A 14,107-nucleotide genomic window follows, 5' to 3' on the forward strand; every position below is an offset into this window, starting at 1 on the left:
ACGGAGCTGATACATGAGCGAAACAACCATTTTAGGCGTAGGCGATATCATCCTTGATTTAGACAATCACGGAACCGCCTTCGATCGGGTCAAGCACATTCTGCGAAAAGGCGATATCGTCTTTGCAAATTGCGACCAGACCTTCTCCGATCTTGGCAGTGATCCTAATGGGTTCTGGCCGATCTATGTCAGCGCCGTTCCGCATGCCGCATCCATGATCGACTGCGTGAAGGATGCCGGATTCTCTGTCCTCAACTTTGGCAACAACCACAGTCTGGACTGGGGCTACGAAGCTGTTTTCGACTGCATGGAAGGGTGCCGTGACGCCGGCATGACCCCGATAGGATTTGGAAAGAATATCGTAGAAGCCCGCAGACCAACCATCATCAACAAGGATGAAACGAAAGTCGGTTTTCTGAACTACTGTTCAATCGGTCCTGCTGGATACGAGGCAACTGAAAGTCGCCCGGGTCACGTGCCGCTTCGTGCTCATACCTACTATCAGCAATGGGATCCACAGCCCGGCACGCCGGCTTTAACCAAAAGCTTTGTCGACCGCGAAGACCTGAGCGCCATGATTGAGGACATCAAAGCGTTACGGCCGAAAGTCGATATCTTGATTTGCACCTTCCATTGGGGTGTTCATTACATCCCGGCTGAAATTGCCGACTATGAAAGAGAAGCCGGGCACGCCGCTATCGACGCCGGTGCCGACATCATTTTCGGTCAGCATGCGCATTTGCCGAAAGGAATAGAAGTCTATAACGGAAAGACGATCTTTTATGGCATGCACAACTTTTCTTCTCGTGGCGAATGGACGTGCCCTGCCTATCAGCCCGGTTCGAAGTACCCTGACAGCTACAAGTGGGATTGGACGGAGCATGGAAAAAAATTCGCCACGTTCTACGGCGAGATCGACCCGGACGAGAAAAGATCGTCAATGATTGCCAAAATCAGTGTGGATAAAGCCAAGATTGTCCGCACAGCGTTTATCCCGTGCTGGATAAGCGACCACAACGAACCAGAAGCAGTTGGAGCCGGAGACGCTCGTGGCCAGCAGATTTTTGAGCATTTCAAATTCCTCAGTCACAGTCAGGGATTTGACACAAAGCTCGAATGGGACGGAGATGAAATCGTCGTTTCAGATTGAACGGAACGAAAGTACTGGACATGAAAATCACTAAAATTGCTGCCTATGAAGTGACTATGGGCCTCAAACTCGGGCCCTATGTTAGCGCAAAAGGCACTCTCGACACTCTAGTAAGCACGATTGTTGCTGTACACACGGATGAGGGACTAACTGGCTGGGGCGAGGTTTGCCCATGGGGTGCGGCGTACCTGCCTGCGCTGCACGGTGCTATTTTGCCCATCCTGGCGGAGCTTGCACCGGCGTTGATCGGTCGTGACCCACGCATGCTTTCAGAAGTGAACCAAGCGATGGACAGCGCGGTTATGCACCAATTCTATGTAAAAAGTGCGATCGACTATGCCTGCTGGGACATTCTGGGGAAGGTGGCGGGACTTCCGGTATATGCCCTGCTCGGTGGGAAACTGACCGAGCACTTACCAATGATTGCTTCAATTCCCGGCGGTGTTGATGCGATGCGATCGACTGTTAAGCACTACAAGAGTCAAGGGTATCGACAGTTCTCCATTCATATCTCGCAGCCGGTTAGAGAGGAGTTCCAGGCGTACCGAGATGTTATCGTATCTTTTGACAAAGACGCTGTGGTGCTAATTGACGCTAACCAGAGTTGGTCGATGCGTACTGCAATTGAGGTCGCGGAAGCCTTCAAGGGTCTGACAGTTATGCTAGAACAACCGGTGGCCGATATTCAGCAATGTGCGTTGTTGCGCCGGAAAATTGATTTGCCAGTCGGGCTCGACGAAAGCATCGTTACTCCAGAAGACATCATCCATGCCGGAGCTGCAGGAATCCTAGAATACATCGGGCTAAAAATGGGCCGATGCGGTGGCCTGACCAGAACCAAGCGCATCTGCGACGCCGCCGACTCCCTCGGCATCGGTTACTTTATTAAAGACGTGATTGGTTCAGAAATCGCCACACTGGCAACGGCGCACATGGCGCATTCAAGGCTTTCAAAGAACATGATCGGAACGTTGAACTGCGTCGATATGGTCGACGTGGTGACGGGCACGGCGAACCTAACTCATGGGAATGGCGAGATGTACGTTCCGGATATGACTCCTGGCCTTGGCTTCGAACCGGATATGACAGTGCTTGGCAAGCCCGTAGCGCAGTTTTCCTAACTAAAGTGAGGGCCGGATGCAGGCATTTGACGGTATTCGCGTTCTAGACCTTACGCATGTGCTGGCAGGACCATTCTCTACCTATCAGCTGGCGGTTCTCGGTGCTGATGTCATCAAGATAGAATCACCGCTTGAAACTGATATGAACCGGCAAATCGGGCCGGTGCAAGAACTGAACGACGCTCTGATGGGGACGCACTATCAGGCACAAGGCATCAACAAGCGGGCAATGACGCTGAACCTCAAGACCCGGGATGGGCGCGCAATTTTTCTGAAGCTGGCCGAAGGCGCAGATGTCATCGTGGAAAACTTCCGATCGGGTGCGATGGCCAGACTTGGGCTTGGTTATGACGATATTCGGAAGATCAAACCCGATATCATCTACTGTTCGATAACAGGATATGGTCAGACCGGCCCCCGTAGCAGCTACGGAGCTTTCGATAACGTAATTCAGGCGTTCTCAGGTGTTATGAGCGCCACGGGCGATCAGAACGATCCGCCGACGATGATCGGCCCACCAATGCTGGACTATGGCACTGGCATTCATGCGGCTTTCGCAATATCGACGGCATTGTTGAGGCGTGAACGGACTGGTGAAGGGCAGTATCTGGACGTCGCCATGCTGGATGCCGCCCTGATGATGATGTCATGCAATGTTCTGAATGCCACGAAAACCGAAAAGCCCCCTGGCCGTTCCAGAGACGGGCGCGATTTTGTCGCCGCCTACGGTTGCTATCGGGCGTCGGATGCGGACTTGATGATTGGCATTTTCACACCGAAGCAACATGCACGTTTGTGGCGCGCAATTGGGCGTAACGATTTGGCGATTGAAGTGGAACAACAGAGAATCCGGGATATGCCAGCCCGGCGGGAGAACGATAAGGAAGTATTGCGCAGGACAATCGCGACCAAGACAGCAGAGGAATGGGAGGTTCTCCTCAACGAGGCGGGGGTTCCGTCTGCTCGGATTCGTACTATTGTTGAAGCGGTTCAAAGCCAACAGGTAAAAAGCCGCTCACTGCTTGGGGAATGGTCGGTTTCTGTTGATGGTGGTGCACCGGCCGTTGCAGCTTTTTCGTGCTCGGAAGATGGGCCGCGTGCAGTTACATCGGCACCTAGAGTGGGTCAGCATACGCACGAAGTGCTTTCCGAGCTTGGATTTTGTCACGAAGAGATTAGTGCCTTTATCAACGACGGCGTCGTTTAGCACGGACAACACCTGACCCGAGGATTGCGCTTCCCTGAAGCAGGACAGCTATATCTAGAACAGGAGCCGGTTTTTTAGAATAGAACTTACATAGGCTGAAATTGAAGTCGTTTGGTGATGCGGTTGCTATGTCCTAACTATCTAACTCGTCCTCAGCCATCTCTTCCAACATTCGCTCGTACTCCGCAGGAGGAATTACGGTTAACGTGTTTGTTTCGACGGCACCGAGACGACCAAGTTCCATTAATGCCTGCCCCATCGCCACTTCGGATGGTGCGTCGAAATAGAGCAAACAATCAAATGCACCGATGACTGGGGCATATCCCGTTCTTTTGACGCCGATTTTTTCAAGACGCCTATCAACTATAGCACCCCGCCCAAGCGACTTCGTTATTTCCCGTCGCCCTTTTGTTGTCATTTTCACTAATGCAATGTAGGAAACCATAGCTTGATACCCTTTACTGGTATTGTAGTCTTGTTAGGTTGTTATCTGTCATCGGATGGTCGGCAACTGAAAAAATCAGAGTAGCTCTTCGAAAAGTGTGACGCTGTTGCATACCCTACTTGATGTGCAATTTCGCTTATACTTTCATCCGTAGTTTTGAGCAGATTCCGCGCTTTCCTGAGCCTCAAATCCCTATAATAAGCGGAAGGACTTTTCTGCAGATAACTGCGAAATAGTCTTTCGAGTTGACGTACAGAAATACCAATATGCCTGGCTATTGTCCGGCAGGATAACGGGGTTTCCAGGTTCACAACCATTTGTTCAACAGCCATGTTCACAAGTCGGTTTGGAGACCCAAGCCGGCGTCGGACAGAATTTCTTCTAAACAAGTTTGAACTATCGAATTCATGCAGCATTACTTCCGAAACCAGTTCAGCGACATCTCTCCCCACCCATAGTTCAATTGCTTTAAGAGAGAGATCGGATGAGCGCATTCCACCGGAGAAGTAAAGACCCTTCGATCCATTTCGAAATTTTCTCCAGTTACAATCGCACGGGCGTTAGAACTCTCAAGTAACGAGAGGTACCTCCAGTGCGTTGTGCAACGTCTTCCATCAAGTAGGCCACACCTTCCAATCGCAAGGACGCCAGATGAGATAGCGCCGATAGTTGCGCCATGTCGGTGTTGGCGACGGATCCAACCAGCATCCAAATCCGAAAGCGCTGAGTCGAAAGCGCCTCCAACGACGACGACTAAATCATAGATTTGGGTTCCAAAGCGAACTTCAGAGGTCTGTTTGCCGACAGGCGTCGTTTTGGAAGAATGGAAACTACAGGGCCTGAAAATGTCAACTTTGCAGCAGGAGTGCTCCAAAATAGCGTTGGTCTCATTGAATGGGGCGATCAGACAGTGATATTCGTGTTTCGAGAATCCGCGCAGCAAAATTACTGCGATACGAATACTGCATTCAACATACCTGCTTAAGCCCTGACGAACATGTTCAATGTTTCGAAGTTTCGCGAGGTGATCGTCCTCGTTTGCAGGGTACGGCCTATCGAGTAGTGCTTCTTTGATTAGTGACACTTCAAACAAACCGGGTCGCTCCACCATCAATTCGCATGCTCTGACCGGTAATGTAGCGGCTCGAATCTGAAAGCAGAAAGCTGACCAAATCGGCGACTTCATCCGTGGTTCCGGGTCGTCCCATCGGGATGTAGCGGTAAACATCGTCACCTAGTGGCCAGTTATCGATGAATCCTGGCAGAACAGAATTCATTCGAATGCCTTCGCGTGCATAACGGTCAGAGAAAAGCTTTGTGTAACCGGATACAGAACATCTGACCGCTGAGGAGGTTGGATAAGTTAAACGCGGTTCGAACGCCGCAAATGTCGAGATATTGACGATTGATCCGCCGCCACCCTTTAGCATCTCTGGAAACACTGCACGCGTCACTTTGACGACGCTCATAAACGTGATTTCAAACGTCTTGAGCCAATCTTCGTCTGAAATACCAACTACATTTGTATCGATGCTTGGATCGTATGCAGGCCCGGTGCCACCCGTCGAACCAGGTGTGTGACCGGTATTGTTCACAAGTGCGTCTATGCGTCCGTATCTTTCTATCGTTTCCGAAACAAGACGATTAATATCTTCGATGTTTGTATTGGAGCCTTTGACGGCAAGAGCATCAAGTTCAGCGGCACGATCGAAGACGTTTTCAGAAGGCGAGAGCAAGGCGAGATCATACCCATCCAACTTTAACTTATGAGCTACAGCCGCCCCCATACCCCGTCCGGCACCCACTACAATCGCGACAGTCATATATCGAACCTCATTTCTCGTTGGAGGCTATCTTACAATCCGAACACACTTCGTGCGTTACCTTCCAGTAGTGCCTTCTTGGATTCTTCTCGAAGACCAAGTTCATCGATCTGTGCCAGTGATTCATCGTGCATGATCAACGGATAGTCCGTCCCCCACATCACCTTGTTACGCCCCCATGAATTGAGAAACTTCACAAGCTCCGGTTTCCAATACTTCGGTGCATAGGCGGAAGTTCCGATGAAAACGTTCGGGTGTTTAGAAGCTAAGGCTATGTTTTCTTCAACCCATGGCCAACCCGTATGTGTACTGATGATCTTAAGGTTTTTGAAGTAGAGAGCCACTTTGTCCAAATGCAATGGTCGCCCATTTTCGTTCGGCAAAAAGTCCATCGTATGCCCCATCGATAATACAACGGGTACATCCAGTTCCTCACATTTTGCATAAAACGGAAAATAGAAGGCGTCGTCTGGACGAAGATCAAATCCGTGCGGATGGATATGCGCACCGACAAAACCAAATTCTTTAACAACCTTTTCTAACTCACGAACCCCTTCCATACGTGTAAAAGGATTGATCCCGTATAGGCCATGAACTCGATCTGGCGCTTCTTTACATAACGCATGTATATCTGCTGGACTGTTCTCCGAGTGCATTCGCTGATGGAAAAAATCCCAAACCTTGATAGCGGTTACAAGCACTTTATCAACGCCATTTTCATTCATTCTTGACACCATGTCAGGAACAGAGAGGCCAACAAGATTATCTGACCGACCTTTACCTGCGAAGAGTTCAGCTTCATCGGTATTCAGAAAGTTGCGTGCGATGCCTTCAACGCTGAAGTCGTTACACAATATGTCAATTGCGCCCATTGCTGCTCTCTCTTCTTAGTTGGTTGAGATTAAACACCCTCAAATGCCTGGGACCGTTCTGCGAGAAGGTTAACTAGAGTCGCGGTGGTTGGCGTGAGCGTCCCGGCATCATTGATAACGCGCTTTGCAACATCTATCGTTTCCCTATCTACGTTGTCAGCGAACGCTTTTGCGAACGTCATCGTGTCCGCCAGCACATCATTGTCGTCGACGACACGGGCTATGAGTCCCATCGAGAATGCCTCTTCAGCTCCGATCTTCTCGCCCATAAAGCTAATCCGCTTGGCTGCGCCTTGTCCGACAGTTTTCGATAAACGGGTTAGCCCGCCCCAACTTGGCAGGGCATTGAGTTTAAGTATTTCGGGCAACCCGAAAAGCGCACCTCTGCCAGCGACCCGAAGATCGCAACACAGCGCAAGCTCCAACCCGCCACCAAGACAGAAACCATCAATGGCTGCAATTGTTAAGCACGGCATTCTTTCCAAAGCGTCAAAAGTTCGTAAACCGTGTTCGAAATGGGCCCGGCTCTCGTCCTTGGACCGATCAGCGTACGCTTTGACATCATCTCCGGCACAGAATGACTTCCCGCCAGCGCCGGTGATGATTGCGACTCTGATGTCTTCCTCAGCGCAGGTTTCGAGGCATGATGCCAACGCTTTCATCGCGACATGATCCAGAGAATTCCGCCGATCTTCACGATTGATTGTTATTGTTGCGACGTTTTCGTCGCGCTCAAAAAGAATACTCTTGTTCACTATTCTCTCCATCTGCGCATTGGTTATCCCTACTCGAACGGTAATCCCTCTTTCTGGAGATAGCGGCCGATGATCAAATTGTGTATTTGGGTCGTTCCATCGAAGATCTGATACGCCTTGGCATCGCGCATCAACCGCTCGAGCAGCATGTCTTTGTGAAGGCCCATGGCTCCGCAAATCTGGATTGCCTCGATCGGCGCTTTCATCCCGATAGCACTGCACGCATTCTTCGCCATAGAGCCGATAATACCGGATCGACGGCTACGATCGGTTTCGTATTCAAAGATCGCCTGAAGCCAAAGCGCCCGCGCGGCGGCATACTCTGTACACAGCTCAGCTAATAGAAAATGAACACCTTGAAACTCGATGATTGATTGTCCAAACGCCTTTCGATTCTGTGCAAAAGCGGTTGCTTCCTGAATTGCCCTATAGGCGATACCAAGAGCTTGTGCCGAACAGTTCAATCTTGCCTCGTCCAAAGCCGCCATCGCGATCTTGAAGCCCGCGCCCTCATCACTCAGGCGATTGCTTGCCGGAATGCGGGTATCAACGAATTCGAGTGTCGATTGTGGTGAGCCACGTAGCCCGGTTAACTTTTCGTCACGGATGACATTAAAACCCGGTGTTCCTTTTTCGACCAGAAAAGCGGTGATACCTCGATGGCCGACAGTCTGATCGGTCTTTGCAAATACAGTTACATAATCCGCGAATCCGCCGTGTGTTATCCACGTTTTTGTTCCGTTCAGAATGTAAGAATCGCCATCCCGAACCGCATGTGTCTTTAAGGCGGCAGCATCCGAACCAGCGTCTGGCTCTGATAGTCCGAATGCCGGGGCGAATTCACCAAGGGCGGTTTTCGGCAATAGCCGCTGCTTAAGTTCGTCCGTTCCATATTCAAGCAGCGGTGCGAGACCATCAGGCCATGCCGATAACAGACAGGCGAAGCTCGCACTTGAGCGGCATATCCTTTCGATCACAAACAAGCGTGTTCGAAAACTTACATCCACGCCGCCATATGCCTCTGGGATAGCAAGGCCGAAAAGCCCTAAATCCGAGGCAATATTGTGCAAGTCCTGAGGATACTCATCCTTATCGTCAATCTCAGCAGCTCTTGGCTCCAGATGCTGCTCGATGAAGCGATCAACGCTATCGAGAACCTGATTTTCGATCTCATCCGTTGATGTGGCCATTGGTTCCTTTCGCATGTCAGTCATCGAGGACGACGCAAACGGATTCCCGCCTGCTCCCTATCCCATGTATCCGGTGTAACTCCTTCAGATCGAAGGGTGGTTTTATCTATCTTATCGGTTGTAGACCGGGGAAGAGATGAAACCGTTCGAACGAAACGAGGTACCATGAAGTAAGGAAGCCGCTTGATCAGATGCTCGGTCAATTGCAGTGGGTCGATTTTAGTGCCATTTGTCGACTCGACTGCGATCATGACTTCACCTTCTCCTGTATCAACAAGGGCACCATACGCTGCCGCTGCATTGACGCTGGGAAAGGATAGCACCTCCAATTCGACTTCGTAGGATGAAATGTTCTCACCACGCCTTCGGATGACATCCTTCACTCGGTCGACAAAATAGTAGTTTCCAGCTTCATCAACCTTCAATACATCACCTGTGTGGAACCAACCGTTTTTCCAAACACGCACCGTCGCCTCAGCCATGTCCTGATAGCCTGGGGTAATGATCCAGGGGACGTCACACCGGACCGCTAGTTCGCCGGGAGCACCGACGGGAACTTCGACATCGTTGCTATCCACGATCCGTGTTTGGAACCCAGGTCTGAGCTGCCCGCAATAGCCTTTGCCAAGATTAGTTTCTTGGCTAAGGGAGTTGGATAGGATCGGCGGCCCCATTTCCGTCATGTCGAATTGGGTATAGATATCAACACCAAATCGTTCAGCAAATGCGGCAGGATCATGCGTCACTGGTTGCTGCAAAACTTTCTTAAGGCCATGCGCACGATCAGTTTTGCTTTCCGGGAGTTTTAACAGAAAATCAGACATAGCGCCGATCAAGAGCGTACTTGTCGTTCCGGTTCGCGCGACCTGCGCCCAGAATTCGGAAGTACTGAACCTTCCCACCATCACCGCTGTCAGGCCGATTGCAGCGGCCGCCCACAGCACATAAATACCTGCAATATGGAAAAAGAGGACGGGCTTAGGTATCGATCAGTCTCATCCAGAAAATGCAATCCGTCACACGCCATCTGAAAGGTATGAGCATGTGTAAGCATTACTCCCTTCGAAGGACCGGTCGTGCCAGACGTATAAACGATACTGTGAATGTCCCATGCCTGAATTGGCTGCTCTGGTTCTGAGTACATACCTGGAGCAAGTGGACCTAACTGATCTTCCGAGCCCAATTCAATGTCAATTGAGTGATCCGGCGTACCGCCTATTGGCACAATCGTTTTCAAATGAATTAAATCAAGATCTTTAAGCTCTTCCAAATAGGATGTATCGGCAATCATGAGCGTGGCACCGGAAAGGTTTATGGCGTGCTCCAGAATGCCTCCTTTGTATGCCGGATTTATTGGAACGAAGACAGCACCCTGGTAAATAATGCCAAGTGCCAATCGAACAATCAAAGGTGTGTCAGGTAGCCAGACCAGCACACGGTCGCACCTGTTAACACCAAGCTGATCTAGGGCGGCTGCGGTTCCCTTTGCAAGATCGTTTGCTTTCGAATAGGTCCATACCGGGCCATTGTCGAAGACAATCATCGCTTTTTCAGGATCACTAACGGCCCGTTGCTTCAGAAGACTCGGTAAGACCGAATTTTCGGGCTTGAGAATACTTTCATCCAAACTGAAGAGATTACGGGTCACACTAAATGTCCATCACATCAATATTCGGAATCGTATTGTTTCTTGCCAGAACAATCCCTACTCTTTGTTAGCAGTGGGTTCCGTTGCGAACAAATCAGACTAACTCATTCAACCGATAACATTGTTTTAAGAAAGAATGCGAAGGAAGCTTCCCCCACTTAATGCCGTCAGGACGTTTGAAGCAGTTGCACGAAACAATAGTTTTCGGAGAGCTGCTGACGAACTGTTTGTCACTGAACCGGCTGTCAGCAGATCGATAAAGGTTCTTGAAGATCACTTTCAAACCAAGCTGTTTGAGCGATTTCCAAAAGGACCTGAACTGACGGTGGAGGGAAAAGCGCTTCTATCTTCGGTAACTCGGGCGCTGGATGATATCGCAATTGGGTCTGATCAGCTTTATCGTGCGAGTAAACGTCACTCTCTATCTTTGTTCGTAACGCCGCATATTTCGGCGCGTTGGCTGGTGCCGAAACTAGATGGGTTTCTAAATCAGATGCCCGAACTCGATCTCGATATTCGGCACTCAGCGCATATAGACGATATAGATAGCCGTCAGTTTGATGCTGCGATTTGGTGGAGCAAAAGCAACCCTGAGCACTACCATAATGAGCCGTTATTCTCGCTGCGGTTCGTACCAGCGTGCTCTCCTAAATTATTGCGCCAGATGGGTGGTAAAGCAGACGTTGGCATTTTGGAGCATGCAACACTGTTGCACGAATATGACTATGATAACTGGAACGACTGGCTTCGCATTCACAATCTTTCGCTTCGGCCCGGCAAACGCGGTATTGTATTCGACAGTTACGAATCCATGCTTTTTGCCACAATATCTGGATTGGGCATTTCGCTGTTACTATACCCACCGCTGACAGATCACTTAGATAATGAAAAACTGGTTCTTCCATTCGACACCGAACTCGGTGTCGATGTAACATTCTATCTTATCTATCCTTCAGACCAGCCGTTGAGCGAGGAAGCACGGGCATTCGTTGACTATATTCGCGCATTTTCCGAAACGTGATTGTTGTCTCTCCTTTTGTAATAACTCACTTTACCATCAACACATAGTAAGCCCGCCGCTGGTGCTGATTACCTGCCCGGTAATCCAGCGGGCATCGTCAGACAAAAGGAAACTCACAACGTCTGCTTGTTCTTCCGGCGTACCGAGACGACGAAACGGCACGAGCTTAACCATGCGTTTGATCATTTCAGGATTTTGCTGTTCGACTTCACGCATCAACGGCGTCTCGGTTGCTCCTGGCGCGGTACAATTGACACGAATGTTGTGCCGTGCGTTCTCCCGGGCGATGCTTTTGGCGAATGCGCAGACGGCAGCTTTAGCGCCAGCATAGACGGCTTCGCCGCCTGTACCGATCTTTGCAGCGTCCGAAGTAATATAAACAATCTTACCTCGTTCGCGTTCGATCATTCCCTTGAGTACGGGGTGTGTAACATAAAGTTCAGCCAGGTAGTTTACCGCCACCACCTTGTGCCAGTAGTCAGAACTTTCATCTGCGAATTTCGTGCCTTCGCACCACCCGACAGTATTGGCTAGAGCTTCAATCGGGCCTAGCTGGTCTTCGATCTCCTGTACTGCCGTGCGCGTTTCTGTTTCATTTGTTTGATCGACTATCCAGTACTTTGAATCCGAGCTCGCTTTTTTGACAGACTCTTTCAGCCCGTCTTCATTTTTATCCATTAACGCTACTTTGTACCCATCTCTTGTAAGCCTCGCGACGCATGCAGACCCCATCGCGCCACCTGCACCGGTCACCAGTGCTACTCCCTTCGAGGTCATATTTTTTCCTTTCAATTGTCATCATTTCGATTGGCGAGATTCAAGATTCTTTACGCTGCGAATTCAAGTAACGAAAAATCATCGACGGAATAACGTCGGTCGGATTGGTCAAAGACCGCATTAGGGATGTGATTTGCGATGGTTAAGTCTTCGATCACAATTCGTTATTTGAACTTGTAGCCTTTGTTTCGGATGATTTGCGATCAGAGGATCAATAATACGAACAAGGGAGTACGCTGTTATGGGTGACCAAAGTTACGAACAAGAGGTTCTGAAGAAAACTGCCTCGACCGACTTGATATCGCGCCGCGCTTTCTTTGAACGCGCTACGGCTCTGGGTGTTTCCATAGCGGCTGCATCCGCTATTTGGAACGAAGCAGAGGCATCAACCCCTAAAAAGGGCGGGACCTTGCGCATCGGCACAGATGGTGGTGCGACAACGGATTCATTTGATTCTAGGGTTACCATTTCAACGAATCATATTACCGCTGCACAATGGTCAGTCTATGAACGCTTGACATATCTCGATGAGAAAGGCGCACCGCAACCGCAACTCGCCGAGAGCTGGGAAACAAACGCGGACGCTTCCGTGTGGCGCTTTCAGATCAGAAAGGGCGTCGAATTCCACAACGGCAAGACATTGACGCCGCAGGATGTGGTTGCATCTTTCGCCTATGTTGGGTCAGAAGAAACCAAAGCGGCGGACCCAAAGAAGATTGTTGGTCGTATCAAAGAAATGAAAGTCGATGGCAATGCTGTTGTCATGGATATTGGTGAATCGGATGCAGATTGGCCCATTATTATGTCTTCTTCAGGGCTGCTGGTGGCGCCCGAAGGAACGGCTGGAGACCAATGGGATCAATCGGGCAATGGGACCGGCCCGTATGTTCTCAAGGATTTCGAACCGGGTGTCCGCATTCGAGGTGAGAAAAACCCGAACTACTACAACGACGGCGAGGCACACTTCGATGCGTTTAATTCATTGAATATTGCAGACGCTGCCAGTCGAACCTCAGCCTTACGTACTGGTGATGTCGATATCATAACGCGCCCAGATACAAAGACCGCAAGGCGTCTTGGCGAAACGGATGGCATCCATCTTGTTGAAGGCGAGGGCAACCTCCACTATACGGCACCCATGCTAGCTGATACGGCGCCGTTCGATGACAACAATGTTCGTCTTGCGCTCAAACATCTTATGAAACGCGACGAATTGCTGCAAAAGATCCTTTCTGGCTTTGGCTATATTGGTAACGATGTGCCGATTGGGCGCGGACAACAGTACTATAACGATCAACTGGAACAACGCGTATACGATCCTGATAAGGCAAAATTCCATTTGAAAAAGGCAGGAATGTCGAACCTCAATGTTACCCTGTCTGCTGGAGCAGATGCGCCGTTCCCCGGTGCGGTCGATACAGCCACGCTGATGTCTGAATGGGCTAAGCCGGCCGGTGTTACAATCAATATCGAGCGAACGCCATCCGATGGATACTGGTCCGATGTCTGGCTCAAAAAGCCATGGTGTCTAGCGTATTGGTCAGGCCGTCCCACGGTGGGTCAGATGATTTCAGCCGCTTACACATCGGATACAGCGTGGAATGATGGCAAATGGAAAAACGAGCGCGTCGACGAGCTAAACAGGATGGCACGCAGTGAACTGGACAATAGCAAGCGCCAGGAGATGTATTTCGAGATCCAACGGATCATTCACGAAGAAGGCTCTGTTATTATCCCGGTTTTCGGTTCATTCCTGCATGCCGCTTCGGACAATCTCGGCCATCCAAAATTCCGTGGTAAAAGATACTTGGACAATTATGCGATCACGCGAACAGGCTGGTTCAAGTCTTAGATTTACCATAGCGAACTCCTCCTGATTGTATTGAATGAGAACTGCCGCCATCACGTTGTCCTCAGCGTGTGGCGGTTATTTTTTGCGGTGCTTAGGCCGTGACTAGACCGGTCAGCAAGTGCATGTATCTTTCATTGTAGTCACGATGACGGATGTTCCAGTGTCTAGCCCCAATGTTCTGGACCACTGATTTACGCTTTCTCTAACAAGGTTTCTGGTACAGGCGGCCTCAAATTTAGGGAAGAA

14 protein-coding genes and 1 pseudogene are annotated in these 14,107 nt (G+C 50.0%); 5 read left to right on the plus strand and 10 right to left on the minus strand.

The genetic code is table 11. The features are described from left to right. The first annotated feature begins 13 nt into the window (after positions 1-13). The 3 genes from ACMZ66_RS20730 to ACMZ66_RS20740 are packed head-to-tail and all read left to right on the plus strand — an operon-like array spanning position 14 to position 3,478. Positions 14-1,150: a CapA family protein gene (locus tag ACMZ66_RS20730; protein ID WP_416940250.1), complete on the plus strand. Its 1,137-nt coding sequence runs from the start codon at positions 14-16 to the stop codon at positions 1,148-1,150. 20 nt (positions 1,151-1,170) lie between these two features. Continuing rightward, positions 1,171-2,271 (plus strand): mandelate racemase/muconate lactonizing enzyme family protein, encoded by a 1,101-nt coding sequence (locus ACMZ66_RS20735; RefSeq protein ID WP_416940252.1) that lies wholly within the window; start codon positions 1,171-1,173, stop codon positions 2,269-2,271. Positions 2,272-2,287: 16 nt separating this feature from the next. After that, positions 2,288-3,478, plus strand: coding sequence for a CaiB/BaiF CoA transferase family protein (locus tag ACMZ66_RS20740; RefSeq protein ID WP_416940253.1), 1,191 nt, complete (start codon positions 2,288-2,290; stop codon positions 3,476-3,478). 133 nt (positions 3,479-3,611) lie between these two features. Here the strand turns inward: ACMZ66_RS20740 and ACMZ66_RS20745 are convergent, their stop codons facing one another. The 9 genes and pseudogenes from ACMZ66_RS20745 to ACMZ66_RS20785 all read right to left on the minus strand — a co-directional run. Then, the gene (locus tag ACMZ66_RS20745) at positions 3,612-3,923 is read right to left on the minus strand and encodes a GYD domain-containing protein (RefSeq protein ID WP_416940254.1); all 312 of its coding nucleotides are present in this window, start codon (positions 3,921-3,923) and stop codon (positions 3,612-3,614) included. Between the two features lie 41 nt (positions 3,924-3,964). After that, the gene (locus ACMZ66_RS20750; RefSeq protein ID WP_416940256.1) at positions 3,965-4,417 is read right to left on the minus strand and encodes a helix-turn-helix domain-containing protein; all 453 of its coding nucleotides are present in this window, start codon (positions 4,415-4,417) and stop codon (positions 3,965-3,967) included. Continuing rightward, positions 4,339-5,109 carry a DJ-1/PfpI family protein gene (locus ACMZ66_RS20755; protein WP_416940258.1) on the minus strand — a complete coding sequence of 257 codons (771 nt, stop codon included), beginning with the start codon at positions 5,107-5,109 and terminating at the stop codon, positions 4,339-4,341. Before ACMZ66_RS20755 ends, ACMZ66_RS20750 begins: the two co-directional genes overlap by 79 nt. Next, positions 5,009-5,746 carry an SDR family oxidoreductase gene (locus ACMZ66_RS20760; protein ID WP_416940260.1) on the minus strand — a complete coding sequence of 246 codons (738 nt, stop codon included), beginning with the start codon at positions 5,744-5,746 and terminating at the stop codon, positions 5,009-5,011. The genes ACMZ66_RS20755 and ACMZ66_RS20760 overlap by 101 nt, the downstream gene beginning before the upstream one ends. Positions 5,747-5,778: 32 nt before the next feature. Beyond that, positions 5,779-6,618 (minus strand): amidohydrolase family protein, encoded by an 840-nt coding sequence (locus ACMZ66_RS20765; protein WP_416940262.1) that lies wholly within the window; start codon positions 6,616-6,618, stop codon positions 5,779-5,781. A 29-nt stretch (positions 6,619-6,647) separates the two neighbouring features. After that, a complete protein-coding gene (locus tag ACMZ66_RS20770; protein ID WP_416940263.1) occupies positions 6,648-7,373 on the minus strand; it encodes an enoyl-CoA hydratase/isomerase family protein in 726 nt (241 codons plus the stop codon). Positions 7,374-7,402: 29 nt separating this feature from the next. Next, positions 7,403-8,563 (minus strand): acyl-CoA dehydrogenase family protein, encoded by a 1,161-nt coding sequence (locus ACMZ66_RS20775; protein WP_416940265.1) that lies wholly within the window; start codon positions 8,561-8,563, stop codon positions 7,403-7,405. A gap of 20 nt (positions 8,564-8,583) precedes the next feature. Beyond that, positions 8,584-9,045, minus strand: a complete 462-nt coding sequence (locus tag ACMZ66_RS20780) for an AMP-binding enzyme (RefSeq protein ID WP_416940346.1) — start codon at positions 9,043-9,045, stop codon at positions 8,584-8,586. 96 nt (positions 9,046-9,141) lie between these two features. Continuing rightward, positions 9,142-10,106 (minus strand): annotated as a pseudogene (locus ACMZ66_RS20785) (AMP-binding protein); the annotation flags it as partial. Positions 10,107-10,347: 241 nt separating this feature from the next. Between ACMZ66_RS20785 and ACMZ66_RS20790 the strand changes: the two are divergent. Then, positions 10,348-11,232: a LysR substrate-binding domain-containing protein gene (locus ACMZ66_RS20790; RefSeq protein WP_416940266.1), complete on the plus strand. Its 885-nt coding sequence runs from the start codon at positions 10,348-10,350 to the stop codon at positions 11,230-11,232. 36 nt (positions 11,233-11,268) lie between these two features. Here the strand turns inward: ACMZ66_RS20790 and ACMZ66_RS20795 are convergent, their stop codons facing one another. After that, positions 11,269-12,009, minus strand: coding sequence for an SDR family NAD(P)-dependent oxidoreductase (locus ACMZ66_RS20795; protein ID WP_416940268.1), 741 nt, complete (start codon positions 12,007-12,009; stop codon positions 11,269-11,271). A 241-nt stretch (positions 12,010-12,250) separates the two neighbouring features. On the opposite strand from ACMZ66_RS20795, the gene ACMZ66_RS20800 reads away from it, so the two are divergent. Beyond that, positions 12,251-13,861: an ABC transporter substrate-binding protein gene (locus ACMZ66_RS20800; protein ID WP_416940269.1), complete on the plus strand. Its 1,611-nt coding sequence runs from the start codon at positions 12,251-12,253 to the stop codon at positions 13,859-13,861. Positions 13,862-14,107: the final 246 nt, after the last annotated feature.

The organism is Thalassospira sp., assembly GCF_048059015.1.
Classification (GTDB): Bacteria; Pseudomonadota; Alphaproteobacteria; order Rhodospirillales; family Thalassospiraceae; genus Thalassospira.

Bases quoted from the DNA above. Each gene is read 5' to 3' on its own strand.
- ACMZ66_RS20730 (WP_416940250.1), top strand. From the start codon at position 14: ATGAGCGAAACAACCATTTTAGGCGTAGGCGATATCATCCTTGATTTA.
- ACMZ66_RS20735 (WP_416940252.1), top strand. From the start codon at position 1,171: ATGAAAATCACTAAAATTGCTGCCTATGAAGTGACTATGGGCCTCAAA.
- ACMZ66_RS20740 (WP_416940253.1), top strand. From the start codon at position 2,288: ATGCAGGCATTTGACGGTATTCGCGTTCTAGACCTTACGCATGTGCTG.
- ACMZ66_RS20745 (WP_416940254.1), bottom strand. From the start codon at position 3,923: ATGGTTTCCTACATTGCATTAGTGAAAATGACAACAAAAGGGCGACGG.
- ACMZ66_RS20750 (WP_416940256.1), bottom strand. From the start codon at position 4,417: ATGCGCTCATCCGATCTCTCTCTTAAAGCAATTGAACTATGGGTGGGG.
- ACMZ66_RS20755 (WP_416940258.1), bottom strand. From the start codon at position 5,109: ATGAAGTCGCCGATTTGGTCAGCTTTCTGCTTTCAGATTCGAGCCGCT.
- ACMZ66_RS20760 (WP_416940260.1), bottom strand. From the start codon at position 5,746: ATGACTGTCGCGATTGTAGTGGGTGCCGGACGGGGTATGGGGGCGGCT.
- ACMZ66_RS20765 (WP_416940262.1), bottom strand. From the start codon at position 6,618: ATGGGCGCAATTGACATATTGTGTAACGACTTCAGCGTTGAAGGCATC.
- ACMZ66_RS20775 (WP_416940265.1), bottom strand. From the start codon at position 8,563: ATGGCCACATCAACGGATGAGATCGAAAATCAGGTTCTCGATAGCGTT.
- ACMZ66_RS20780 (WP_416940346.1), bottom strand. From the start codon at position 9,045: ATGGCTGAGGCGACGGTGCGTGTTTGGAAAAACGGTTGGTTCCACACA.
- ACMZ66_RS20790 (WP_416940266.1), top strand. From the start codon at position 10,348: ATGCGAAGGAAGCTTCCCCCACTTAATGCCGTCAGGACGTTTGAAGCA.
- ACMZ66_RS20795 (WP_416940268.1), bottom strand. From the start codon at position 12,009: ATGACCTCGAAGGGAGTAGCACTGGTGACCGGTGCAGGTGGCGCGATG.
- ACMZ66_RS20800 (WP_416940269.1), top strand. From the start codon at position 12,251: ATGGGTGACCAAAGTTACGAACAAGAGGTTCTGAAGAAAACTGCCTCG.